Origin of the sequence: Methanococcoides seepicolus, assembly GCF_023684405.1 — an archaeon.
Classification (GTDB): Archaea; Halobacteriota; Methanosarcinia; order Methanosarcinales; family Methanosarcinaceae; genus Methanococcoides; species Methanococcoides seepicolus.
In genome coordinates this window covers 52,398-76,248 of the sequence record NZ_JAGSOI010000006.1, presented here as the reverse complement: position 1 = coordinate 76,248, position 23,851 = coordinate 52,398, and the positions used below count along the sequence as shown (strand labels likewise).

The 23,851-nt window shown below is 41.5% G+C and carries 24 protein-coding genes and 3 pseudogenes; 26 read left to right on the top strand and 1 reads right to left on the bottom strand.

Annotated features, from left to right (window positions below):
- The 21 genes and pseudogenes from KDK67_RS02820 to KDK67_RS02720 form a co-directional block, all read left to right on the top strand.
- Positions 1-583 (top strand): corrinoid protein (locus KDK67_RS02820; RefSeq protein ID WP_250867324.1); only part of this gene is annotated, 583 nt, incomplete at its 5' end.
- Positions 584-598: 15 nt separating this feature from the next.
- A pseudogene (locus KDK67_RS02815) lies at positions 599-1,975 on the top strand (monomethylamine:corrinoid methyltransferase).
- An 800-nt stretch (positions 1,976-2,775) separates the two neighbouring features.
- Complete coding sequence (locus tag KDK67_RS02810) at positions 2,776-4,152, top strand: APC family permease (RefSeq protein ID WP_250867323.1); 1,377 nt, start codon at positions 2,776-2,778, stop codon at positions 4,150-4,152.
- Between the two features lie 13 nt (positions 4,153-4,165).
- On the top strand, positions 4,166-4,429 hold the full coding sequence (locus KDK67_RS02805; protein ID WP_250867322.1) for a monomethylamine transporter: 264 nt from the start codon (positions 4,166-4,168) through the stop codon (positions 4,427-4,429).
- Between the two features lie 12 nt (positions 4,430-4,441).
- The gene (locus KDK67_RS02800; protein ID WP_250867321.1) at positions 4,442-4,672 is read left to right on the top strand and encodes an AcrB/AcrD/AcrF family protein; all 231 of its coding nucleotides are present in this window, start codon (positions 4,442-4,444) and stop codon (positions 4,670-4,672) included.
- Between the two features lie 215 nt (positions 4,673-4,887).
- A complete protein-coding gene (locus KDK67_RS02795; RefSeq protein WP_250867320.1) occupies positions 4,888-5,673 on the top strand; it encodes a helix-turn-helix transcriptional regulator in 786 nt (261 codons plus the stop codon).
- A 16-nt stretch (positions 5,674-5,689) separates the two neighbouring features.
- A complete protein-coding gene (locus KDK67_RS02790) occupies positions 5,690-6,469 on the top strand; it encodes a helix-turn-helix transcriptional regulator (RefSeq protein WP_250867319.1) in 780 nt (259 codons plus the stop codon).
- Positions 6,470-6,507: 38 nt separating this feature from the next.
- On the top strand, positions 6,508-8,691 hold the full coding sequence (locus KDK67_RS02785; RefSeq protein ID WP_250867318.1) for a histidine kinase dimerization/phosphoacceptor domain -containing protein: 2,184 nt from the start codon (positions 6,508-6,510) through the stop codon (positions 8,689-8,691).
- Between the two features lie 12 nt (positions 8,692-8,703).
- Positions 8,704-9,108: a response regulator gene (locus KDK67_RS02780; protein WP_250867317.1), complete on the top strand. Its 405-nt coding sequence runs from the start codon at positions 8,704-8,706 to the stop codon at positions 9,106-9,108.
- A gap of 378 nt (positions 9,109-9,486) precedes the next feature.
- Positions 9,487-10,140: a methyltransferase cognate corrinoid protein gene (locus KDK67_RS02775; RefSeq protein ID WP_250867316.1), complete on the top strand. Its 654-nt coding sequence runs from the start codon at positions 9,487-9,489 to the stop codon at positions 10,138-10,140.
- A 15-nt stretch (positions 10,141-10,155) separates the two neighbouring features.
- A pseudogene (locus KDK67_RS02770) lies at positions 10,156-11,532 on the top strand (monomethylamine:corrinoid methyltransferase).
- 252 nt (positions 11,533-11,784) lie between these two features.
- The gene (locus tag KDK67_RS02765) at positions 11,785-13,155 is read left to right on the top strand and encodes an APC family permease (RefSeq protein WP_250867315.1); all 1,371 of its coding nucleotides are present in this window, start codon (positions 11,785-11,787) and stop codon (positions 13,153-13,155) included.
- Positions 13,156-13,168: 13 nt separating this feature from the next.
- Entirely contained in the window at positions 13,169-13,432 is a 264-nt protein-coding gene (locus tag KDK67_RS02760) for a monomethylamine transporter (protein WP_250867314.1), read from the top strand.
- Between the two features lie 13 nt (positions 13,433-13,445).
- Complete coding sequence (locus KDK67_RS02755; protein ID WP_250867313.1) at positions 13,446-13,694, top strand: AcrB/AcrD/AcrF family protein; 249 nt, start codon at positions 13,446-13,448, stop codon at positions 13,692-13,694.
- A gap of 86 nt (positions 13,695-13,780) precedes the next feature.
- Positions 13,781-14,254 (top strand): class II SORL domain-containing protein, encoded by a 474-nt coding sequence (locus tag KDK67_RS02750; protein WP_250867312.1) that lies wholly within the window; start codon positions 13,781-13,783, stop codon positions 14,252-14,254.
- A gap of 120 nt (positions 14,255-14,374) precedes the next feature.
- Positions 14,375-14,779 carry a response regulator gene (locus KDK67_RS02745; RefSeq protein ID WP_250867311.1) on the top strand — a complete coding sequence of 135 codons (405 nt, stop codon included), beginning with the start codon at positions 14,375-14,377 and terminating at the stop codon, positions 14,777-14,779.
- Between the two features lie 97 nt (positions 14,780-14,876).
- On the top strand, positions 14,877-15,401 hold the full coding sequence (locus KDK67_RS02740) for a VIT1/CCC1 transporter family protein (RefSeq protein ID WP_250867310.1): 525 nt from the start codon (positions 14,877-14,879) through the stop codon (positions 15,399-15,401).
- A gap of 72 nt (positions 15,402-15,473) precedes the next feature.
- Positions 15,474-15,914 (top strand): universal stress protein, encoded by a 441-nt coding sequence (locus tag KDK67_RS02735; RefSeq protein WP_250867309.1) that lies wholly within the window; start codon positions 15,474-15,476, stop codon positions 15,912-15,914.
- 44 nt (positions 15,915-15,958) lie between these two features.
- Positions 15,959-16,903: a calcium/sodium antiporter gene (locus tag KDK67_RS02730; protein WP_250867308.1), complete on the top strand. Its 945-nt coding sequence runs from the start codon at positions 15,959-15,961 to the stop codon at positions 16,901-16,903.
- Positions 16,904-17,009: 106 nt separating this feature from the next.
- Positions 17,010-17,288 carry an ACT domain-containing protein gene (locus tag KDK67_RS02725; RefSeq protein ID WP_250867307.1) on the top strand — a complete coding sequence of 93 codons (279 nt, stop codon included), beginning with the start codon at positions 17,010-17,012 and terminating at the stop codon, positions 17,286-17,288.
- Between the two features lie 14 nt (positions 17,289-17,302).
- A complete protein-coding gene (locus KDK67_RS02720; RefSeq protein ID WP_250867306.1) occupies positions 17,303-18,664 on the top strand; it encodes a PFL family protein in 1,362 nt (453 codons plus the stop codon).
- Between the two features lie 21 nt (positions 18,665-18,685).
- On the opposite strand, the gene KDK67_RS02715 is transcribed toward KDK67_RS02720, so the two are convergent.
- Positions 18,686-19,207: a shikimate kinase gene (locus KDK67_RS02715; protein WP_250867305.1), complete on the bottom strand. Its 522-nt coding sequence runs from the start codon at positions 19,205-19,207 to the stop codon at positions 18,686-18,688.
- A gap of 196 nt (positions 19,208-19,403) precedes the next feature.
- Here KDK67_RS02715 and KDK67_RS02710 point away from each other — a divergent pair, with 196 nt between their 5' ends.
- The 5 genes and pseudogenes from KDK67_RS02710 (at position 19,404) to KDK67_RS02690 (ending at position 23,831) form a co-directional block, all read left to right on the top strand.
- Positions 19,404-19,631, top strand: coding sequence for a hypothetical protein (locus tag KDK67_RS02710; RefSeq protein WP_250867304.1), 228 nt, complete (start codon positions 19,404-19,406; stop codon positions 19,629-19,631).
- 170 nt (positions 19,632-19,801) lie between these two features.
- Positions 19,802-20,908: an MFS transporter gene (locus tag KDK67_RS02705; RefSeq protein ID WP_250867303.1), complete on the top strand. Its 1,107-nt coding sequence runs from the start codon at positions 19,802-19,804 to the stop codon at positions 20,906-20,908.
- 151 nt (positions 20,909-21,059) lie between these two features.
- Positions 21,060-22,247 (top strand): PAS domain S-box protein, encoded by a 1,188-nt coding sequence (locus tag KDK67_RS02700; protein ID WP_250867302.1) that lies wholly within the window; start codon positions 21,060-21,062, stop codon positions 22,245-22,247.
- Positions 22,238-22,702 (top strand): annotated as a pseudogene (locus KDK67_RS02695) (DUF835 domain-containing protein). Before KDK67_RS02700 ends, KDK67_RS02695 begins: the two are co-directional and overlap by 10 nt.
- A gap of 61 nt (positions 22,703-22,763) precedes the next feature.
- The gene (locus tag KDK67_RS02690) at positions 22,764-23,831 is read left to right on the top strand and encodes a hypothetical protein (RefSeq protein WP_250867301.1); all 1,068 of its coding nucleotides are present in this window, start codon (positions 22,764-22,766) and stop codon (positions 23,829-23,831) included.
- Positions 23,832-23,851: the final 20 nt, after the last annotated feature.

The window sequence follows — 23,851 nt, the reverse complement described above, 5'->3', positions numbered from 1 at the left end:
AATAACACAGGAAGCTCTTGATGCAGGAATTACTGCTTTCGACATTATCAACGAAGCACTTGCACCAGGAATGAAGATCGTAGGCGACAACTTCGAAGCAGCAACTATCTACCTTCCACAGATCATGATGTCTGCAAAGGCAATGAAGGCTGCAATGGAGATCCTTGAGCCAATTCTCGCAGAAGAGAAAGGCGAAGATGAGGGTGTAGGCATGGCAGTAACTTTCGTACAGGAAGGAGATATTCACGATATCGGTCACCGCCTTGTTACAACAATGCTCGGTGCAAACGGCTTTGAGATCCTTGACCTTGGAACAGATATTCCAAACGAGGATGTAGTAGAAGCAATTGCAAAGAACAAGGGTAAGAAAATGCTCCTTGTCGGTTCCGCACTTATGACAACCTCAATGCTTGGCCAGAAAGATGTAGTAAGGTTACTCGAAGAAGAGAACCTCAGAGATTCCGTTAAGATCATGTTCGGTGGCGCACCAGTCACAGATGCATGGATCGATGAATGCGGTGCAGACGGCACAGCCGAAAATGCAGCAGAAGCAGCAAGAGTAGCACTTGAACTTATGGCATGAGCAGGAGAGATCAAAATGACATTTACAAAATCAGTTACCTGCTTTGACTTCTACGACCGAGCACAGAAAGGAGAGAAATGTACCCAGGATGACTGGGATCTGATGACCATTCCAATGAAGTCAATGGAACTCAAGCAGAAATACAACCTTGACTTTGGCACCGAGAGCGTTCCAACTGACAAGGACCAGATGGAGAGACTCTTCAAGGCAGGTTTCGAAATGCTCCTTGACTGTGGTATCTACTGCACAGACACAAAGAGGATCGTCAAATACACAGAGGACGAGATCTGGGACGCTATCAACAACCCAATGCCAGCATTCCAGCTCGGTACCGGCAGAGATTCAGTACAGATGAAGAAGAGGACAGTAGGCGACAAGAGAAAGCCTATAGTACAGGGCGGTCCAACCGGCTCACCTATCTCAGAAGATATGTTCATGCCAATACACATGAGCTATGCACTCGAGAAGGAAGTCGACACGATCGTTAACGGTGTCATGATGACAATCCGTGGTAAGCCACCTATACCAGGCAGCCCATACGAGATCCTCGCAGCAAAGTCCGAGACAAGGCTCATCAAGAACGCAGCAGCAATGGCTGGCAGACCTGGTATGGCTGTTTAGGGACCTGAGACTTCCCTGTCCGCTCAGGGAAATATCGCTTCCGACTGTGTCGGTGGCCAGGTAACAAGTGACAGCCATGAAGTATCACAGCTCAACGAGCTTAAGATCGACCTCGATGCGATCGCAGTTATCGCACACTACAAGGGTAACAGCGACATCATCATGGATGAACAGATGCCTATCTTCGGCGGATACGCTGGCGGTATTGAGGAAACAACCATTGTAGACATTGCAACCAGCCTTAACTCCATGGTAATGAGCAGTGCAAGCTGGCACCTTGATGGTCCTGTCCACATCAGATGGGGATCCACCAACACCAGAGAAACCCTCCAGATCGCTGGATGGGCATGTGCAACCCTCAGTGAATTCACAGACCTTATGACCGGTAACCAGTACTATCCATGTGCAGGTCCATGTACCGAAATGTGCCTCCTCGAAGCAGCAGCACAGTCAGTAAATGACACAGCATCCGGCCGTGAAATCCTCTCAGGTGTCGCAGCAGCAAAAGGTGTCATCACTGACAAGACAACCGGTATGGAAGCAAGGATGATGGGAGAAGTCGCACGTGCAACAGCAGGCATGGACATCGACTCCGTGAACGCTGTTATCAACAACATCGTCAGCTCCTACGAAGGCAACTACGCAAATGCTCCTGAGGGTAAGAGATTCCAGGACTGTTACGATGTTGCAACCGTTACACCAACAGACGAGTATGTCAAGGTCTACGAGGGTGCAAGAAGGAAACTCGAAGACTTCGGTCTTACATTCTAAGATCAAAACATTACATGATATCTTTGCCAGCATGCGTGCTGGCATTCTTTTCTTTTTTACTTATTTTACCGCATAGGCACCTCATAAAGCACCTATATATTACTGCAAGGATCTTATACGAGATTTAATTCCTACAGAAATCACACTCAGTCCATAATCATTACAAAGGCAAAGCTGCATCATATCATCTGCATGCAGCCTAATAGCACTACAAGACCCATACATGGCATACAGAGGCTAACAGGTGACTCACGCGTACCCACACGCATAAACATCGTTATCAAATGCTGTAAAGGTCCCCAGCCCTTACAAACAGGAATATCTTCTTTTAGACATTCGATACTGTCCAGTGTATCGAGTAGATACTAAAGGGCCAACATTTCAAAAAAGAACATATCAACAATTATAAATGTAATAAATTTGAGTGAACCTCCCTTGCCTTCTTTTTTAAAATAAAATTGCAGATAATCTTTAAAAATATTTTAATAGCAATTTTCTAATAGAAAAATTTATATTTTAGAGTGCCAGAAGGACATTTCCTCCACACTATTGACCAAAAAATATAAATAATACAATGTAATATGTGGCACAAAATCCCTTGAAAAGAGGCAACTCACACCTAAAAGTTGTCCTTTGAAAGGTAAAGTGGTAACTTACCCCTTAAGGAAAAGGTGCACGAACATGGATACATGGACTATAATAAATGGAATCATCTATTTGACCTGTTTTATTTTGATAGGTTGGATGTTGTTAGATGCCAGTAAAGTCTCAAAATAATTGTGGTTTATAAGGAGAGTTAAATGTCTGGAAATACAAATTCGGAACATGCCGGTGTTGTAAAAACACTCCGCCCCTATCACGTATGGGCGCTTGGAGTTGGTATTGTTCTGGTAGGCGAATACATGGGATGGAACTTCACAGTTGCAAAAGGTGGAATACTTGGTTCACTCTTTGCACTGCTGGTTGCCGGTACCATGTTTGTAATGGTTTCTTTATGCGCTAGTGAACTAGGATCATCAACTAAACTTGCAGGCGGACCTTATGATTGGGCAAGATTATTCGTAGGACCTGGTGCAGCTGCACTTGTTGGTCTTGCAGTATACATGGAATTCATTGCCCTGGAAGCTGCTGACGCTATTGTCGTTGCATCCATCACAAATTCGATCTTCCCGGAAATACAAACATTCCCGGTTACACTGTTAATTATCGCATTCTTAACATTTATGAACTATCGTGGAGTCGTGGCTGCCCTTAATCTTAACTTTGCACTCACGTTCACTGCATTGATAGCTATTATTGTTTTCTTCTTCGCCAACATTACCGGATTTGCCGGCACATGGCATCCAGAATATCTAATATCAGGAGCTATGCCTAACGGTTTTATCGGTATTTTTGCGGCTCTGCAATTTGGACCCTGGTTCTACCTTGGTATCGAAGGAGCAGCAATGTGTGCAGAAGAATGTAAACATCCAACAAGAGCAGTTCCTCTTGGTCAGCAAGCAGGTATGATAACCCTTCTTCTCGGTTCAGGTATGACCCTCTACATATGTTCAGGTCTGATCCCAGCCGCAGAACTCGGTACTTCAGTATACCCACTCTTTGAAGCAGCAACAGCAACAGGTTCAAAATTCCTTATTGCAGCTCTCGGGATCGGTACACTTTTCACCTGTCTTGCAAGTGCAAACGGTACAGTTTGCGACGCATCACGGTCATGGTTTGCCCTTTCAAGGGATAAATTTCTGACAAATTGGTTCGCTGACGTGCATCCACGTTACAGCACCCCATACAGGGCAGTCATTTTCACAATGCCTATAGCAATCGCATTTGCATTTAGTGGTTTCCTCGATCAGGTCATCACCTTTTCAATCATATCAGGTCTGATCTGCTATGTAATGATCCCATTTTCCCTGATCCGCTTCAGGAAGTTATTCCCGGAGCACAGCAAGAAGGTTCGCCCGTTTGTGAGCCCTCTGCAGCCAACAATTGCATATATTACGATCTTCCTTGCCATTGTGATCATGTCTACCCTTAACTGGGGATACGGTTTCAACCTTATCTTCGGACTCTTGTTCTACGTGATAGCATACTTCTACTTCTCGTGGAGATACAAGAGCATTGAGATTAATCACGATTGGGGAGAAGACCTCGGATGGCCTGAACCCTCACACAGGAGATAATGGAGGAAGAAAAATGGTAAATAAGACAAAATATCACAACGACCTCAAAAAAGATGCAGGTATTATTGTTCTTGTGTTAGGACTATTGTTCTTCTCAGAGACATTTGTCTTTTACAAGATAATATCAACTCTGTGGGATGCAGTGCCTGAAGTTCGTATAATCTTCCCGGTCTACCTCTTGTTCCTGGTGCTCCTGCTCGGGATCGAGACCATCGGTTGCATTACTGTGTACAAATCCATAAAGGAACACATGTACGACTTTAAATATTACGATTAAGGGGATGGAAATATGGCAAAATCTGAAGTAAAAAGTAGTATGGTCATGCAGATTGCAGATATCCTGTTCATCTTCGTTGTCGCAGGTATTTGTGTAATAGCTCCCGTAATTATACTTGGAGGAGGAGATACTGGACCCATGGTGTTCGAATGGGATCCAGTACAATATTTTGGATTGCTGTCAGTGATCCTTGTATTCTTTGCTGTGATCCTGCGCCACTCTCTTAAGAACTATATTTATTAAATTGACTCCAATTGGTTGTGGTTTAACTGCCACAACTTCTCCTTTTATTTTTTTTACTGTCATTGAAGCCTAATTTCTATAAGATGTTTCTAAATAAATTTCAGTTACATTCACAACAATAAATAGAAACCTTCTTATCTAACAAACAATCATTATACTGTTACAAATAGAAGCTGAAATATATCATCAGCAGTATTTTGGGATAAAGGGGTATAATGAATTCTTCATTGACAGATAATGTCTGGCTTTCTGAGAAAAGGACAAACCTGCTTTTGTTACTTATGGAAGGGCCAAGAGATATAGAACAGATAAAGGTCTCCCTTAATGTGACCTCACGTGGAATGATGCCACAGATAAAAAAGTTAAAAGAAAAATATCTTATCGTTGAAGAAGATGAAACTTATAGGCTTTCCAATACCGGCAGACTTATAGTCAGAAACATACTCCCCTTGCTTAACACATTGCGAATGATAAACGAGAATAGAAGTTACTGGGAACAGCATGACATTAACATACTTCCACCACATCTATTTAAAAGACTTCACGAACTTGGTAACTATCTCCTTCTTGAACCGGATCTGAACTATACTTTTGAGATACCAAAGGAATTCACTGAGAACTTATTGAGATCAAAAGAAATAATGTCTATTATCTCATTTTTCCGCCCGGAATATCCAAAGTTCTATTCCCAACTTGCAGAAAAAGCAGACAGTCTCACACTCTTACTTTCAAGATCCGTTTTTAAAAGAATGCAAAAAAATTGTGCTTCAGAACTGGAGTTCCTACTTTCGTCAGAAAGCACAAGATTGTACCTCTATGAAGGCGAAGGAAGACCTCCAGCTGTCGATGTCTCAGACTGGTTCATGTATGTCAGCTTTTTCAATGACCAGGGGCGTTATGATCACAGAGACATAATGAGCTTCGATGAAACCGCCCTGAAATGGGGAAAAGAGCTTTTCCAGTATTATTGTGACCAATCAACAGAGATAACAGAGATATAACAGGAGAATATTCAAGATGCCAATGGAACTTATTGAAACTATTTTTCTCTCTGAAAAAAGGGAAAATCTTCTCCTTATGCTACTTAATAATCCTGCTGATATCAAAACGATAGATTCTACCCTTGCAGTTACCTCTTCATCCATACTTCCACAAATAAAAAAACTGAGGGAAGTAGGGTTCATAGATAAGAATGAGAACGGATCATATGAATTGACCAGTATCGGAAGACTGGTCGTTGAGAACATGAAACCCCTCTCAAGCATGCTTAAAGTCTTTGATGTATCCTGTGAATACTGGGATGAAAGAGACCTGACCGCAATTCCAGATGAGCTTCTGGATAACATTGGAAGCCTTGGGAATATTCAATTAATAGTACCTGACCTTGATCATATGTATGAACTTCAGGATGACTTCCTGAATAACATGCAAATATCAAACAAAGTATCGTCCGTACTCTCCCTTTACCATCCAGATAACCTTGACCTTCTCAGTAAACTGGACACTGCCGGAGTCAATATAGATATCATACTTACAGAATCCGTACTTGAAAGAATGCTGAGCGATTCTGAAAAGGAAATGGAATCATTCCTTAGCTCAAAGAACACTACAGTTCTTGTTTGCGAAGATACAATAAAACCACCCTCATTCAGTGTCACTGACAATTTCATCTACATGAGCCTTTTCAATATTCAAGGCAAATATGATCATCACGACATTATGAGCTTTGAATCCAGTGCATTAGAATGGGGAGAAATGTTGTTCGAACATTATCAGAACCTATCCACACCTTATTGAATAAATTAATGTGAAGATCACACGGACGTGAAGCGATAATGAAATGGAAAGATATATCACTAAAAGTAAAACTCGTACTATATATTGTAATAGGAGTATTTCTGATATTATCCGCTTCTACTTCCATTGTCATCTCCACAGTTACCGAACAGGAAGAACAACTTGCATATCACGACTCCATTCAAAACGCAAAAAGTTTCGCAAATGGCTACAATGCCGATATGAAAGCGAACATGGCAGTTGCACAAACCCTCGCAGCACTTCTGGTCAGATATGATAATGCTGACCGTGATGAAATAAATGCCATGCTGGAAGAACTATTACTGGAGAATCAAGACCTTCTTGCCGTATATGTTGCTTTCGAACCAAGCGCTTTTGACGGCCGTGATTCTGAATTTATCAATGCTGATGCAGCTCACGATGAAACCGGCCGTTTCATCCCTTACTGGAACAAGATCGGCGGTGAAATGTTCGTAGAACCGCTTGTAGATTACGATACCCTGGATTATTATCAGCTTACAAAACAACTGGAACAGGAGATCGTCACAGAACCCTATCTCTACCAGGGTGCTCTTATCGTAAGTTATGATGCACCCATTGTCAAAGATGGAGAGTTCAAAGGCATAGGTGGGGTCGATGTAGAGCTAAACTATGTCGATGAGACCGTAAGCAGCGTAAAAGCATTTGATACGGGTTATCTGTTCATGGTAAGCAATACCGGAGTACTACTATCCCATCCAACGAGAAAGGACTGGATCGGCTTAAGATCAATGGCAGATTTTGAGATCCCGATGATAGAAAAAGCTACCAAGGACATCAATAATGGTATTGGAGGACACATAGATACCATAGACCCGGTCAGCAAAAAAGAAGTTGTCATGTTCTACGAACCCATCGAGACAGGCAAATTCGCTATTGTACTAGTTGTTCCTACCGAAGAGATGTTAGCCGGTGTGGAATCATTGCGCTCCACCCTTATCACGATCTATACATTCTCGATCATCTTTATGGGTGCCATGGCATACTTAATAGCAACTTCATTTACAGACAGGATCAACGAGATAGTTATTGATTTTAAGAAGGTATCAGGAGCTGCGATAAAGGGGGATCTCGATGCCAGAGCTAATACGGATGTGGAGATCGACTTTAAGCTCATACCCGAAGGTATGAACGAAATAATGGATTCTTTAACTGCCTACTCCAAAGAATTACAAAACTCATATGAATTGATACAAAAAATGGAATCAGCAGTGAACAGCAGTAAAGTTGTGGTATTTTGGTGGAAGTTCGATTATGACTATCCTGTTGAATTCGTTTCCGACAATGTTGCTCAATTTGGCTATTCATTGGAAGAGTTCTTATCAGGAGATCTTTTGTATAGCAATATAATTTACAAAGATGACCTGGATAGTGTCTGGTCCGAATTGAAAAGGTGTGCAGATGAAGGTCACGATCATTTCCACAAAGACTATCGGATAGTTACCAAAAGTGGAGAAATACGCTGGGTGCATGAAGATACGTCCATACAACGCGATGATGAAGGGAAAATCGCATACTTCCAGGGAACGATACTTGATATTACCGAGCGTGTCAAAGCGGAGAAAGCACTGAAGGAAATGGATGAGATAAGAACGAAAGAGATACATCATCGTATCAAGAACAATCTTCAGGTCGTTTCTGGAATGCTGTATCTGGAATCACTCAATTTCCGTTACCAAGAAGTAATCGATGCATTCAGGGACAGTGAGAACCGCGTACGTTCGATAGCACTTATTCATGAGAAGCTCTACCAGTCAAAGGACCTTGTCAGTCTTGATCTTGCTGACTACATCAAGGATCTTACAGACCATCTTTTTCACTCCTATAGAGTAGAGGAAGAAAATGTGAAACTTATTCTCAACGTAGAAGATGTGTTCCTTGGAATGGATACAGCTGTACCTCTTGGGATCATCATAAACGAACTTACATCCAACGCACTCCAACATGCTTTTGAAAACGGTGTAAAAGGAGAGATAGATATCGATTTTTTCAAAAGGGGAGAGCTATTTGAACTTACCATTAGCAATACAGGCAAGCATTTCCCGGAGGATATTGATTTTAAGAATACTAAATCCCTTGGATTACAGCTTGTGACGAATCTCGTTTCCCAGATAGAAGGAGAAGTGGAACTAGATACGACCGACAGGACTACATTTACAATAACTTTCCGTGATGGTAAATAACAAGGTGTCACTATGAAAAATACCAGGATATTAGTAGTTGAAGATGAAGCGATCGTAGCAATGGTGATAAAAAAGAGATTGATGGAACTTGGTTATGTCGTCTCAGGGATTGCAGCTACCGGAACAGATGCTATCAATAAAGTAGAAGGAACATTTCCGGACCTTGTGCTTATGGACATTATGCTGAAAGGAGATATGGATGGTATTGAAGCTGCTGATGAGATACGTAAGAGGTTTTCGATCCCCGTGATATATCTTACAGCACACTCCGATGAAAATACCCTCGAAAGAGCTAAACTTACCGAACCTTATGGATACATCCTGAAACCATTTACAGAAAGAGACTTAAGTAGCAATATTGAGATCGCCATCCATAAACACCGGCGTGAAATGGAAAATGATAAAGCTGTAAAATGATAAAAAGAGAACTATTTTATCATTCCTCCTCATTTTGATTCGCTTCATTTAAGGTACAGTAGTAGCCTCACTAGTATTCACCATCTTTTGCATTCAACGTTTCAACACCATTGTCGATTTTCAAGGCATTGTTGTTTTTTATCCATCCTGCCAATTGTAGCTAAATGATAAAATTTACAGTTTTATTCGAACATATACACCCATATCAATTTGTTTAGTTATTACAAGTTCAAACGGCATGGGCATATTTTAATATAGTTTACAAAAACGCTATCGGCTAGGTTATATGTTTTTGGAACTGATGTTAATTTACTGATGCCTACTCTAAATTGGCATTGAACAGACAATATTGCGTAATACAAAAAAGGTGAAATAGAAATGGGAAATCAAGAACTTTTTGACAAGCTGAAAAATGCAATAGTGAACCAGGATATCAACGGCTGCCCTGCAATAACACAGGAAGCTCTTGATGCAGGAATTACTGCTTTCGACATTATCAACGAAGCACTTGCACCAGGAATGAAGATCGTAGGCGACAACTTCGAAGCAGCAACTATCTACCTTCCACAGATCATGATGTCTGCAAAGGCAATGAAGGCTGCAATGGAGATCCTTGAGCCAATTCTCGCAGAAGAGAAAGGCGAAGATGAGGGTGTAGGCATGGCAGTAACTTTCGTACAGGAAGGAGATATTCACGATATCGGTCACCGCCTTGTTACAACAATGCTCGGTGCAAACGGCTTTGAGATCCTTGACCTTGGAACAGATATTCCAAACGAGGATGTAGTAGAAGCAATTGCAAAGAACAAGGGTAAGAAAATGCTCCTTGTCGGTTCCGCACTTATGACAACCTCAATGCTTGGCCAGAAAGATGTAGTAAGGTTACTCGAAGAAGAGAACCTCAGAGATTCCGTTAAGATCATGTTCGGTGGCGCACCAGTCACAGATGCATGGATCGATGAATGCGGTGCAGACGGCACAGCCGAAAATGCAGCAGAAGCAGCAAGAGTAGCACTTGAACTTATGGCATGAGCAGGAGAGATCAAAATGACATTTACAAAATCAGTTACCTGCTTTGACTTCTACGACCGAGCACAGAAAGGAGAGAAATGTACCCAGGATGACTGGGATCTGATGACCATTCCAATGAAGTCAATGGAACTCAAGCAGAAATACAACCTTGACTTTGGCACCGAGAGCGTTCCAACTGACAAGGACCAGATGGAGAGACTCTTCAAGGCAGGTTTCGAAATGCTCCTTGACTGTGGTATCTACTGCACAGACACAAAGAGGATCGTCAAATACACAGAGGACGAGATCTGGGACGCTATCAACAACCCAATGCCAGCATTCCAGCTCGGTACCGGCAGAGATTCAGTACAGATGAAGAAGAGGACAGTAGGCGACAAGAGAAAGCCTATAGTACAGGGCGGTCCAACCGGCTCACCTATCTCAGAAGATATGTTCATGCCAATACACATGAGCTATGCACTCGAGAAGGAAGTCGACACGATCGTTAACGGTGTCATGATGACAATCCGTGGTAAGCCACCTATACCAGGCAGCCCATACGAGATCCTCGCAGCAAAGTCCGAGACAAGGCTCATCAAGAACGCAGCAGCAATGGCTGGCAGACCTGGTATGGCTGTTTAGGGACCTGAGACTTCCCTGTCCGCTCAGGGAAATATCGCTTCCGACTGTGTCGGTGGCCAGGTAACAAGTGACAGCCATGAAGTATCACAGCTCAACGAGCTTAAGATCGACCTCGATGCGATCGCAGTTATCGCACACTACAAGGGTAACAGCGACATCATCATGGATGAACAGATGCCTATCTTCGGCGGATACGCTGGCGGTATTGAGGAAACAACCATTGTAGACATTGCAACCAGCCTTAACTCCATGGTAATGAGCAGTGCAAGCTGGCACCTTGATGGTCCTGTCCACATCAGATGGGGATCCACCAACACCAGAGAAACCCTCCAGATCGCTGGATGGGCATGTGCAACCCTCAGTGAATTCACAGACCTTATGACCGGTAACCAGTACTATCCATGTGCAGGTCCATGTACCGAAATGTGCCTCCTCGAAGCAGCAGCACAGTCAGTAAATGACACAGCATCCGGCCGTGAGATCCTCTCAGGTGTCGCAGCAGCAAAGGGTGTCATCACTGACAAGACAACCGGTATGGAAGCAAGGATGATGGGAGAAGTCGCACGTGCAACAGCAGGTATGGACATCGACTCCGTGAACGCTGTGATCAACAACATCGTCAGCTCCTACGAAGGCAACTACGCAAATGCTCCTGAAGGTAAGAGATTCCAGGACTGTTATGACGTTGCAACCGTTACACCAACAGACGAGTATGTCAAGGTCTACGAGGGTGCAAGAAGGAAACTCGAAGACTTCGGTCTTACATTCTAACCCTGAAATTCGCAATGACGTTTTTACCAGCGAGAGATCGCTGGTTTTTTTTTATAACGCCATTTGTCATTATTTAAATAGACAAATAAACATCAAAATAAAAAGTCAAACAAGATGCTAAGGGGGCATTCAAAATGGATATGTGGACTTTAATAAACGGGGTAATTTACCTCATATGTTTTGCCTTGATCGGCTGGATGTTGTTGGACGCAAGCAAAGTATCCAACAAGTAATGCTACAGGAGGAGAACAAATGTCAGAAAATTCAAATGGAGTCGAACTGGTAAAGACACTGCGTCCATATCATGTATGGGCACTTGGTGTCGGTATCGTGTTGGTCGGCGAATACATGGGTTGGAACTTCACAGTTGCAAAAGGTGGTATACTCGGTTCACTCTTTGCACTACTGGTTGCAGGTACTATGTATGTAATGGTTTCACTGTGTGCCAGTGAACTAGGTTCATCCACGAAACTTGCCGGTGGACCATACGATTGGGCACGACTATTCGTCGGACCCGGTGCGGCGGCCATTGTAGGTCTTGCTGTTTATATGGAATATATTGCCCTGGAAGCTGCGGACGCTATTGTTGTAGCATCCATTGCACAATCGATCTTCCCGGAAATACAAACATTCCCGGTAACTTTGCTTGTTATCGCGGCCTTGACATTTATGAACTATCGTGGAGTTGTAGCAGCACTGAATCTTAACTTTGCTCTTACATTCACAGCATTGATAGCAATTATAGCATTCTTCTTTATGAATATTGGTGGAATTGGCGGAACATGGCATCCGGAATACCTTATTTCAGGAGCTATACCTAACGGATTTATCGGAGTTTTCGCCGCATTGCAGTTTGGACCATGGTTCTACCTTGGTATCGAAGGAGCAGCAATGTGTGCTGAGGAATGTAAACACCCAACAAGAGCTATTCCTCTTGGACAGCAGGCAGGTATGATCACCCTTCTTCTCGGAGCAGGTATGACATTCTATGTCTGTGCAGGACTCATTCCAACCGCAGAACTCGGTGTTTCAGTATATCCACTCTTTGAAGCAGCAAACCAGAGCGGTGTTAAATTCCTGGTTGCATTCCTTGCAGTAGGTACTCTATTCACCTGTCTTGCAAGTGCCAACGGTACTGTCTGTGATTCATCAAGGTCCTGGTTTGCTCTGTCAAGAGATCATTTCCTGACCAACTGGTTCGCTGCAGTACACACAAAATACAGCACACCATACAGGGCAGTCATTTTCACAATGCCAATTGCTGTTGCCTTTGCATACAGTGGTTTCCTGGACCAGGTCATTACTTTCTCCATCACATCAGGTCTGGTATGCTACGTGATGATCCCATTCTCCCTGATACGCTTCAGGAAGATGTTCCCGGAACACACACAAAAAGTACGTCCATTTGTCGGACCTCTGCAACCTTATCTGGCATATTTCACAATATTCCTGGCGATCGTGATCATGTCTACACTTAACTGGGGATACAGTTACAACCTGATCTTCGGACTTTTGTTCTACATAATAGCCTACTTCTACTTCTCATGGAGATATAGGAGCATAGACGCAAAACACGACTGGGGAGAAGACCTTGGATGGCCTGAACCTGCACACAGGAAATAATGGAGGAAGATAAATGGTAAATGAAACAAAATATCACAACGACCTCAAAAAAGATGCAGGCATTATTGTTCTTGTATTAGGACTATTGTTCTTCTCAGAAACATTTGTCTTTTACACAGTAATGTCAACTCTATGGGATGCAGTGCCTGAAGTTCGTACACTCTTTCCGGTTTACCTCTTGTTCCTGTTGCTTCTGCTCGGGATCGAGACCATCGGATGTATCAGAGTGTACAACTCCATCAAAGAACACATGTACGACTTTAAGTATTACGAGTGAAGGGGGGAAAGACATGGCAAGCGAAATGAAGACAGAAAGAAGCATGTTCATGACGATATTCGATATCCTGTTCATATTCATACTGGCAGGTATCTGTATCGTAGTCCCGGTGATCATTCAGGGAACGGTCCTTGTGGGCTGGGAAGGAACAGGAACCATGCAATTCGTCTGGGATCCAGTACAGTATTTTGGATTGCTGGCAGTGATCCTTGTATTCTTCGGTGTGGTACTCTACCACTCAGTCAAGAATTACAGGTTCTGAACATGTGAGAACTGTTGCCAGCATTTTTGCTGGCAACCTATATATTTTCAAATATCGTATAAAATAATGAAGTAATGGGTGATCTTATGAGTGAACAAGTAATCAACCGACTTAAAGACCCGGAAAACATCACAGAAACAGAACAGAAACATGTACCTGTTATCGAAGCTGATGAAGTGATGACCGCAAAAGGTTCATTCGAAGTTACTGTAAAAGTGGGGGAATTACCACACGTTATGCAGGATGAACACTATATAGAATGGATCGAACTCTCGCTCGGGGATATAAAGATCGGCAGGGTAGAACTATCACCTTCCGATGAGAAAGCTGAAGCAACATTTACTGTTGAACCAACAGAAGAAATTGTGGGTATCCATGCCTATCAGGTATGCAACATTCGTGGTGTAAATGTTTGTGGAAAATGTGGCAGCAAATCTGTTGTAATGAAGTTAGATGCGCTGGCAAGCTGCAACGTTCATGGGTTGTGGGAGTCAAAGAAGGAAGTCACGATCATGTCAAGTCATGAGGGTGAAGGAAAATCATGTGTCTGGCATAAATGATCGTTTAAAGTGTTGATGTATGGGGGTACGTCATAACTACTAAAACCGGAGTTGATACTCCGGATCATTTTCTTTTTTGCAATGAATTTACAATTTACAATCTGTTCAACTGGTGGTAGTATGAAAGAAAAGAGCATCCTGATAGTCGAAGATGAAATGATAGTCGCCATGATGATCAAGTTGAAACTTCTTGAAATGGGATATAAAATAGCAGGACATGCAGTATCAGGGAAGCAAGCATTATTGATGATCAATGAAAATATTCCTGATCTTATTATAATGGATATTTTTATCAAAGGAAACCTTGATGGTATCGAGACAGCATTAGAGATAGAAGATAGATGCTCAGTCCCAATCATTTTCTTAACAGGGGACTCATCCAATGAAACAACTACAAGAGCATCATTTGCAAACCCTGTAGGTTATTTACAGAAACCTTTTATGGATGAAGAATTAGAATATGTAATCGAATCTGCCATGCACAAGCATATTGCCCAGACAAGAGACGCTGCTATTGCAAATTGATCAAAGGATAATGGTTTTAGTAATAGCATAACATTGTTTGTACTATTATAACATTTTTTTACTCGAAAAGGTTCAAATGCTCCACAGGTTATGGAAAATGAAACTTGATCACGAACAGGGAAGATACATCATATTAGGGAGTATAGATGGAATACTGGCGGTGCTTGGTGTCGTCATAGGAACATCACATGTTGTGGATGATCCATCGATCATTATCAATGCTGCTCTTGGTGGTGCCGTTGCCCTTGCACTGACTAACGGTATCGGTTCATATCTTGCTGAAAGTGCGGTCGAGTATGGCAATCTTGCAGAACTGGAAAAACCCCTTCTACGAAGTCTTGAATCCACAACCCTAGAACGTGATACAAAGAAAAAGATATGGAATGATTCCATTACACACGGCGGATCAAGCCTTATTGGCTCCCTTATACCAATAATGCCCTTCGTACTATTTGATACGCTGTCACTTGAGATAGCAATCATACTCAGCATATCTGTTCTTGCAATACTTGGAGTATATTCAGGTAAGCTCGCTAAACAAAGTCTCATAAAACATGCCGTGAGAATGGTAGGACTGGGAATACTGATCGTCCTGGCTGTGACTTCATTAGGTCTTCAATGACAGAACGATGGAAATCGTATCAGTGACAATGGCTTAAATGATCAAAGACATAATATCAAAAGGTGAAAGAACATGGAAGAGATCGCTTATAAGAACATTCTTGTTCCCATTGATGAAAAGCAGCTTTCAAAAAGGGTCATCGATCACGCACTACATGTCGCGGATAAAGAATCAGGCAAGTTGATCATTGTCTATGTGGAAAGGAAAAAAACTCTGCAATGCATCTTTCCAAAAGAACTGGCTGAAAAGATGATGGTGATCGTAAAGGAGAATATCGAAGCCAACATGAACTATGCTCTTGAAAATGCAGACAAAACAGGAGTAGAGGTTGAAAAGATCATACTTGACAATGATGACATTGCCAAGGACCTCATAAGAATAGCCGAAGAAAAGAATGTGAACCTGACAATAATGGGTTCCGAATCTTTGAGGTCCGAACCCCTTGGAAGTATTACCCGATGGCTTATCGCAGCAAATATCGGACCTGTTCTCGTCATCACCGAAGAAGACTGATACACGCATTTTAAATCTAATGGGAAGCTATAGGGGTGAACATTATGCTATCCACCCTATTGCTTTTCCTGTTAAGCCTTGTCCTGATCACCAAAGGTGCGGACTGGTTCATTGAAGCCGCTGTGGCCATCTCCGCCAAAAGCGGCCTTCCAAAGATCATAATCGGAGCCACCATAGTCAGTTTTGCTACGACAGCACCTGAATTTACCGTTTCTGCAATGGCCGCATACCTTGGTCATACCGACCTGACGATCGGGAATGCGGTCGGATCTGCCATCTGCAATATAGGCCTTGCACTTGGAGTGGTAATAGCAGTAAAGGCAATACCTGTGGATGGGCACTCTTTCCTTCATAAAGGTGCTATCATGCTGATAGCAGCGCTCACACTTATAGCACTGACATTGGATAAGACATTAAGTTCTTTCGATGGCATTATCCTACTGACCATATTCGTTGGTTTTCTCTACTATAACTATCGTCTGCAATCCGCAATATTCGATGGGAATGATAAAAAAAGGGAAAAACTGTCTTTAGGCGAAATGCGGTCAGATATCTTCTACTTTTTACTTGGAGCAACACTTGTAGTCATCGGAAGCCGCATACTTGTGGACACAGGCACCGAGATAGCACGCTGGTTTGGTATTCCTGAGATGATAATAGGATTAACTCTTGTAGCACTTGGAACATCTCTCCCTGAGCTTATAACCGCAATTTCTGCAACCCTTAAAGGGCACCAGGACCTTTCCATCGGAAACATCCTCGGTGCAAACACAATGGATATTGCACTCATACTTGGATTCTCCTCACAGATAAGAGATATTCCGATCCTTGACCAATCCCTTATGTATGACTTTCCATTCATGATAGTTATCATGCTCTTGCTTATTATTTTCGGGATCACGAAAAAACGGCTTGACAGATGGGAAGGTGTAGTTATCATGCTGGTCTATTTCGGTTATATTGCAGGTCTTTTCCTGCTCTACAACTAAATATATTTTTGATCAATTCATACAGAAAAGAACTATAATAAATCACATCTTATACGTAACCATTCATTCTAACGAACTATCAAGTCATTGAAAGAAGGATAAAAATATGACCTCAACCCGCTTCATAATCACTGTTATCGGTATCGACAAAATAGGCATTGTTGCCAGCATTACAAAAGTTATGGCAGATTTTAATGTGAATATCGTTGATATCAGCCAGACCATAATGGAAGACCTGTTCACAATGATCATGCTGGCAGGTGTGGATTCCGAGAACTTTGACCTTGCAGCATTCCAAAAAGCAATGGTTGGAAAAGGGGAAGAGCTTGGTGTTGAAGTGCGTGTACAGCATGAAGACGCCTTCCGCTTTATGCACAGGATATAAAACAGGTGATCAAGATGCTTATTCATCCAGAAGAGATACTTGAGACCATCCACATGATCAAAGCTGAGAACTTTGATATAAGGACAGTTACCATGGGAATTAATCTTCGTGATTGCTGTCATAGTGACATCGATGTCCTCAATAAAAATATCTACAACAAGATAACTGGTTATGCAAAGGAACTTGTGAGAACCACAGAGGAAGTTCAGAACCTTTACGGCATCCCCATAACCAACAAACGAATTGCTGTTACCCCTATTGCTATCGTTGCTGAAAGTTGTGACACTGAGGACTATGTTTCCATAGCAAAGACCCTTGACAAAGCTGCTGAAGATGTAGGTATCGATTTCATAGGAGGTTTCAGTGCCCTTGTACATAAAGGGATAACTCCTGGTGATCTGAAGCTTATCAATTCGATCCCGCAAGCTCTTGCCAGTACTAAAAAAGTATGTTCATCCATCAATGTCGCAACTACAAAGGCAGGGATAAACATGGACGCTGTGGCAATGATGGGACATATAGTCAAAAAGACAGCGGAAGCAACTAAAGATGCTGATGGTATCGGATGTGCAAAGCTTGTTATCTTTGCAAACGCACCTGAAGATAATCCCTTCATGGCAGGCGCATTTCATGGTATAGGAGAACCGGATTGTGTCATTAATGTCGGAGTCAGTGGACCAGGTGTCGTAAATTCAACTGTACGCGAACTGAAAGACCCGGACCTTGGTGAGATCTCAGAAGCCATCAAGAAAACCGCTTTTAAGATAACAAGGATGGGAGAGATGGTAGGAAGAGAAGTTTCCCGACGGCTCAATGTCGATTTTGGAGTTCTCGACCTTTCCCTTGCACCTACCCCGGAAATAGGTGATAGTGTTGCGGCCATCCTTGAAGCCATGGGACTCGAGGCCTGCGGAACACATGGAACAACTGCGGCTCTTGCTCTGCTTAACGATGCTGTGAAAAAAGGTGGTTCAATGGCCTCATCCTATGTGGGCGGTTTAAGTGGTGCTTTCATTCCGGTCAGCGAAGATGCAGGAATGATACGTGCGGTCGAATTGGGTGCATTGAGCCTTGACAAGCTAGAAGCCATGACCAGCGTATGTTCCGTGGGACTGGATATGATAGCAATTCCAGGAGACACGTCTGCAGCAACCATTTCAGCAATCATTGCCGATGAAATGGCCATTGGAATGATAAACAAGAAAACGACGGCGGTACGCCTAATACCTGCTCCGGGTAAGAAAGTAGGAGATAGCGTGGAATACGGAGGATTACTTGGAAGAGCACCGGTCATGAAAGTCTCTGAATTCAGTTCAGAAAAGTTTATAGCACGCGGTGGAAGGATACCTGCCCCCATTCAGGCACTAACGAATTGAAATTTGAAACCGGCATATATTTTAGACACTTCCAGAAGTAGAAACGTTATCAGAACATGAAAAAATGATGCGTTCTACAATATCCCCTTTTTTCTCCCCTTTCTTTATTTTTATCCGAACGTCTAAATAACGTTCATATAACTTTTTTCGCTCATGATACAGATCTTTTAGCCCCTTGTCCTTAAAACCAACAAGTCCTCTTTTGGAAGGAGAGATACGCCTGGCGATCTGACTAAAAGACACATCCAGATAAACTATCGTGGAAATTTCCTTTAGATGTTTCATCGCTTTTTCCGAGTAGACTATGCTACCGCCGGTTGCAATAACATAGTTATCCAATGCATGAAGTCCAATAACGATCTGTTCTTCAAGTTCAATGAACTCATCGTCACCGTAAGCATCTATGAATGTTTGCAGGTCCGTACCGATCTTTCCTCGTATTAGATCGTCAATATCTATGAACTTGTGATCAAGTTTTTTTGCAAGCTGTTTTCCAATCGTGGATTTGCCTGCTCCAGACATGCCAATAAGTGTAATGTTCATGCTCTTTCCAGATTCTTTCTATCCTCATTTGTCAACCTGGAATAAATAGTATAGTATGAAATAATCCGAAATAAAGGTGTTAGACGGAAGGAATGGAATAAATATAACTATAAAATTATACACACTCGCAAATAATTAAGTATGTCGGACAAATATATAAGCAATGAATGACCCATAATTATGAGGGAGGGATAATATGAGTAGATCAAAGAAAGATCTGCATACAAATTCAGCTTCAACCGATGAAGAGATACAGAAAACACCGGTCGGTCACGCATTAAGAATGACTGCCGATTTTAGTGTGAAAACTCCTAAAGGTACATTACAGGGGAAAGCCAGAGATTACATCATAAAAGATAGGTCCGGAAAGGTATCTGTAGTTGAAAAGAATACTTTCAATAAAAAATATGAGATCCTCCACTAACGATATCTGGGCTCCAATGAGAAATTAATGTCCAATGCAGACATTCGTTCATACTTCATTCTCACTACTGCAACTGTCCTACTTTATGAACAAGCTCTTTTAAGGAGCATTAAAAGTTATCATATACAGATACAAAGACGTATCTATCTTCCATTATATTATCAGCTATTATGGACAATGACAGGTTCTTGATCTATTCATCAGCTTTAGTTATAATGGGACTTTCAAATGCTGTCATACCTGTTCTACCAGAACTTTCTGCCACTGGACAGATCTACGGAATAAATTCCTCAAGTTTGCTATATTCTTCGTTCTTCCTCGGAGCATTAAGTACTCTGCTTCCATTTGGAATATTAAGTGATAGAACTGACAATCTGAAATTGATCAGTCTTGGTCTCTTGCTATCTTTTATATCAGGGCTGTGGATGATCTTTACGGATAACTTCATGATATTTATATCAGCACGCTTCATTGAAGGAGTTGCATGTGGTGCATTCTTCCCTGCCGCATATTCAAGACTGGCAGGTTGTACAGAAAGAGCACGTTATATGGGGGAATTCAGTTTTCTCATCAATGCCGGACTAGCTGCCGGTGTTGCAGTGACTGGTTATTTGGTTCATACTAATATTAAGAACGGGATAATTCTTTTTTCTATTTTGATATTCTTTACAATGATCTTTGCAATATACCTTTTTATGGTCCCTTCAAGGACCATGGGAAAAATAGAACTTCAAAAGAAAGTAAGTAAAAGAGAACACTCAAAGTCACATATTTTCACCTCAAAGGATACCCGCGGAATATGGATCATCTCGTTCATACTTGCAGGATCAAGCGGCGTTCTTATATCCCTTTATCCCGAATATGGGATCGATACACTCTCAAAGACAGAACTGGGCATATCGATCTCGCTACTCTATGTATCTACAATGATCTCATCCCTTCTGGCATCTTATATGGATACCGGCCATGCAAAGCTCATTAAAAGAGGCATACTGATGGCAACCGTTGGCATAGTAGTTACAATTTATAGCCCGATGTTAGGTTTTTTCATCATTGGCACTGGCACTGGTCTGATGCTTGTAGGACTTCCAATTGCTATCGCTTCCATGAAGGTAGAAAAGGGTATTGCAATGGGTGTCTATAATACCTGTATCTATGCAGGACTTGCACTGATGCCATTGATGGCTGGAGCACTTGCAAAGAGTATAGAGATAAAGACGATTTTTTTCATGACAGCTATTCTTTTCGGCCTAACGATCTTTCTAAGCAAGGATTGACATTATCTTAATATGCAATTATATCTAGTAACATATTTATTTAAGTAATAACAATTTAAAGATGAAATCTCCTTAGGCCAGTATTAAAGAGGGGGAAACAAAGGGATGAAAATCGTATCAGAAATACCTTTACTTTTTAGGAGTCTACCATATGAGTGAATTGCTTCCAAAGATACTTGTTGTCGATGATGAACCATGGAACCTTGAGCTAATGGAAGCATACCTTTCAAGTGATTATGAACTTACAATGGCTACTAATGGTGTTGAAGCCCTTGAAAAAGTAAAGGATTTTGAGCCTGACGTGATCCTTCTCGATGTCCTAATGTCGAAAATGGACGGCTACCGAACCTGTGAGATCCTCAAGAAAGATGACAGCACGAAATTCATCCCTGTAGTTCTTGTTACAGCATTATCTGAAAAAGAAGACAAGATAAAAGGTATTGAATCAGGAGCCGATGAGTTCCTTTCCAAACCTGTTGATATGCTGGAACTGAAGACAAGGGTACATTCTTTGTTGAAGCTGAAACAACAACAGGATATGGTACGCAAAGAAAGGGATACTGCCCAGAAATATCTCGATGTTGCAGGTGTCATGATACTAATAATCGACAAGGATCAGAATATTGTCGAGATCAACAAAAAGGGGAAAACGATACTCGAATGTTCCGATGAGGAACTGATCGGTATAAACTATTTTGATAATTTTATCCCTGTGGAAGACAGAGAGTTCATAAAAAAACGCTTTAACGACTTTCAAGGTGAGGTGGAAACAGAAGAATGTTCTGTGTTCGAAATGAGCATTATTGCAAAGTCAGGGCAGAAGAAAGTGCTTTCATGGAATGCTATCAAACTGAAGGATAAGGACGGGAACAAAGCGGAAATTCTCTGTTCAGGAGAGGATATAACCGCTCGTAAGATCGTGGAAGAGGAGCTTAAAAAAGCTAATGAACACCTTAATCTGCTTACCAGGATCTCACCAATTGCAACAATTGTACTTGACAGCGAACAAAACATCGTTACGGCTAATGAGAAAGCTACAAAACTTCTTGGGTATGCCAATGATGAGATTATCGATAATTCGATATCCACAATAACTTGCAATAATGAATTGTTCGAATTTGCTGATCAGGATAACCTTATTGTAGGACTATCTAAAAAAGATGGGAACTGTATCGATCTTAACATAGCAACCTCTGTCATAATGGAGAACGAGAATAAGAAAGGACTTGTTGTCACACTTCAGGATATTTCCGAACTAAGCGGACTTTTGATTGCTCCTTCTATCGAAGAGAATAGAGAAATAAAAGATACTCCAAAACTTGAAGCAAGTTGTACCTAATACAGGATAGTGGCGATCTGAATACTTCTTATGAAATATTCGCCACCATGGTCAAGCAAGGAAGACCTGGACTTTGCATAACAAGAGAAAATCCTGCAAAGATAAGGAGCAAGTACAATATTACAAAAACGCCCATTGTCTGGCTTACGAAGGCCAAAGGATCAGAATGTCCTTCGGTAGATCCTGCAGAATAGTTCAAACTTCATCCTACAATAGATAATTTTATCAAAAAGGTAGATGACGGCATTGTACTGATAGATAGCCTTGAGTATCTCATACTTGAAAATGATCTCAGGTCAGTTATTAAGTTCATGGAACAGACCAATGACTCGATAATGGCATCTGATTCCAGATTGATCCTTCAGATCGATCCTTTAATTTTCGATACAAAGGACCACCATCTTTTGAAGAGGTGGATGAGATCGCTTACAGAGGAAGACAATTATAATGTGTGAGTGAAGAGAGATGGAAATTAAGTTATCATACGTTATCGATCTGCAACGGATTATGATAAATATGAGTAGTCATAGCTTGGCATGGAAAAATGCTGTTGTGGCTTTCACAGACAATGATATTTGGTTCCCTTCAGGTGCCGGTTGGAACATGATCCCTTACAAATCGATCGAAACTGTGGACCGTGAACTATCTCCTTCCGTAAGAAATAATGTACGAGCAGATACAGGATATAGTGCAGAGATAGCTATCGATTATAAGAAGAATTTAATCTTTGGTTCTTCCCATATCAACTATTCAATGATATTTGCAGGGAATCCTGAAGATATAGAATATATAAGAACTCATTTGCTTGAAAGGATCGGTTTCAGAGCAAATACGGATTTTGACGGATTGAAGGAAGAAGAAACAAGACTTTTAAGTCTTCTTACAAGAGAAACAAAGGACATCAATAGGTATATTTCACTTGTTTCAACTGATGGGGAAGTTCTCGAGCGTGCTTTTGATACACTGAAGATACGAAAACTTGTGGATGAAAATGCACAAATAACACAACAGGGCCATTATTACCTTGAAAATATCAAAGAAGAAAATCCATTCGATAATGCTCTAACATTGCCATCTTTGTTCTCATCAAGTGAAATTCCCAACACATTCACACCAAAGAGCAATATTGTGAGATATACTAAAAAATATGAATATTCATCAGTATCAGGGACTGTTTTTCTTGAAGATCTCTGGTATTTTGTCCTATCCCCTGAGATCAGGAACATCAGCATAAATAAGATCGATATTTTCGATATGGAACTCCATTTGCAGAATCTATCAGGTGCAACCATATTGATAGAATCAGAAGATAATAGAGTTCTTCTGGCACTATCAAAAATATTGAATATGAAAGAAAATCTGCATACAAGAGTATTGAATTGCCTTTTCGTAGGTATTAAGGAAGAAAAGGATATAGTCAATCTTCTGTACATTGAACCTCATGAACTTGAGATGTCAATGAAACAAATGCTCGAAAGTAAAGTGATAAACGCTGAAAATATCCTTACTGAAAAAGGGATTGAAACAATAAAACATATCCTTAAGATCAAAAATTTATCCAGACAGGAACAAAATGTTTTATGATAATTGATCGCATTATAGTA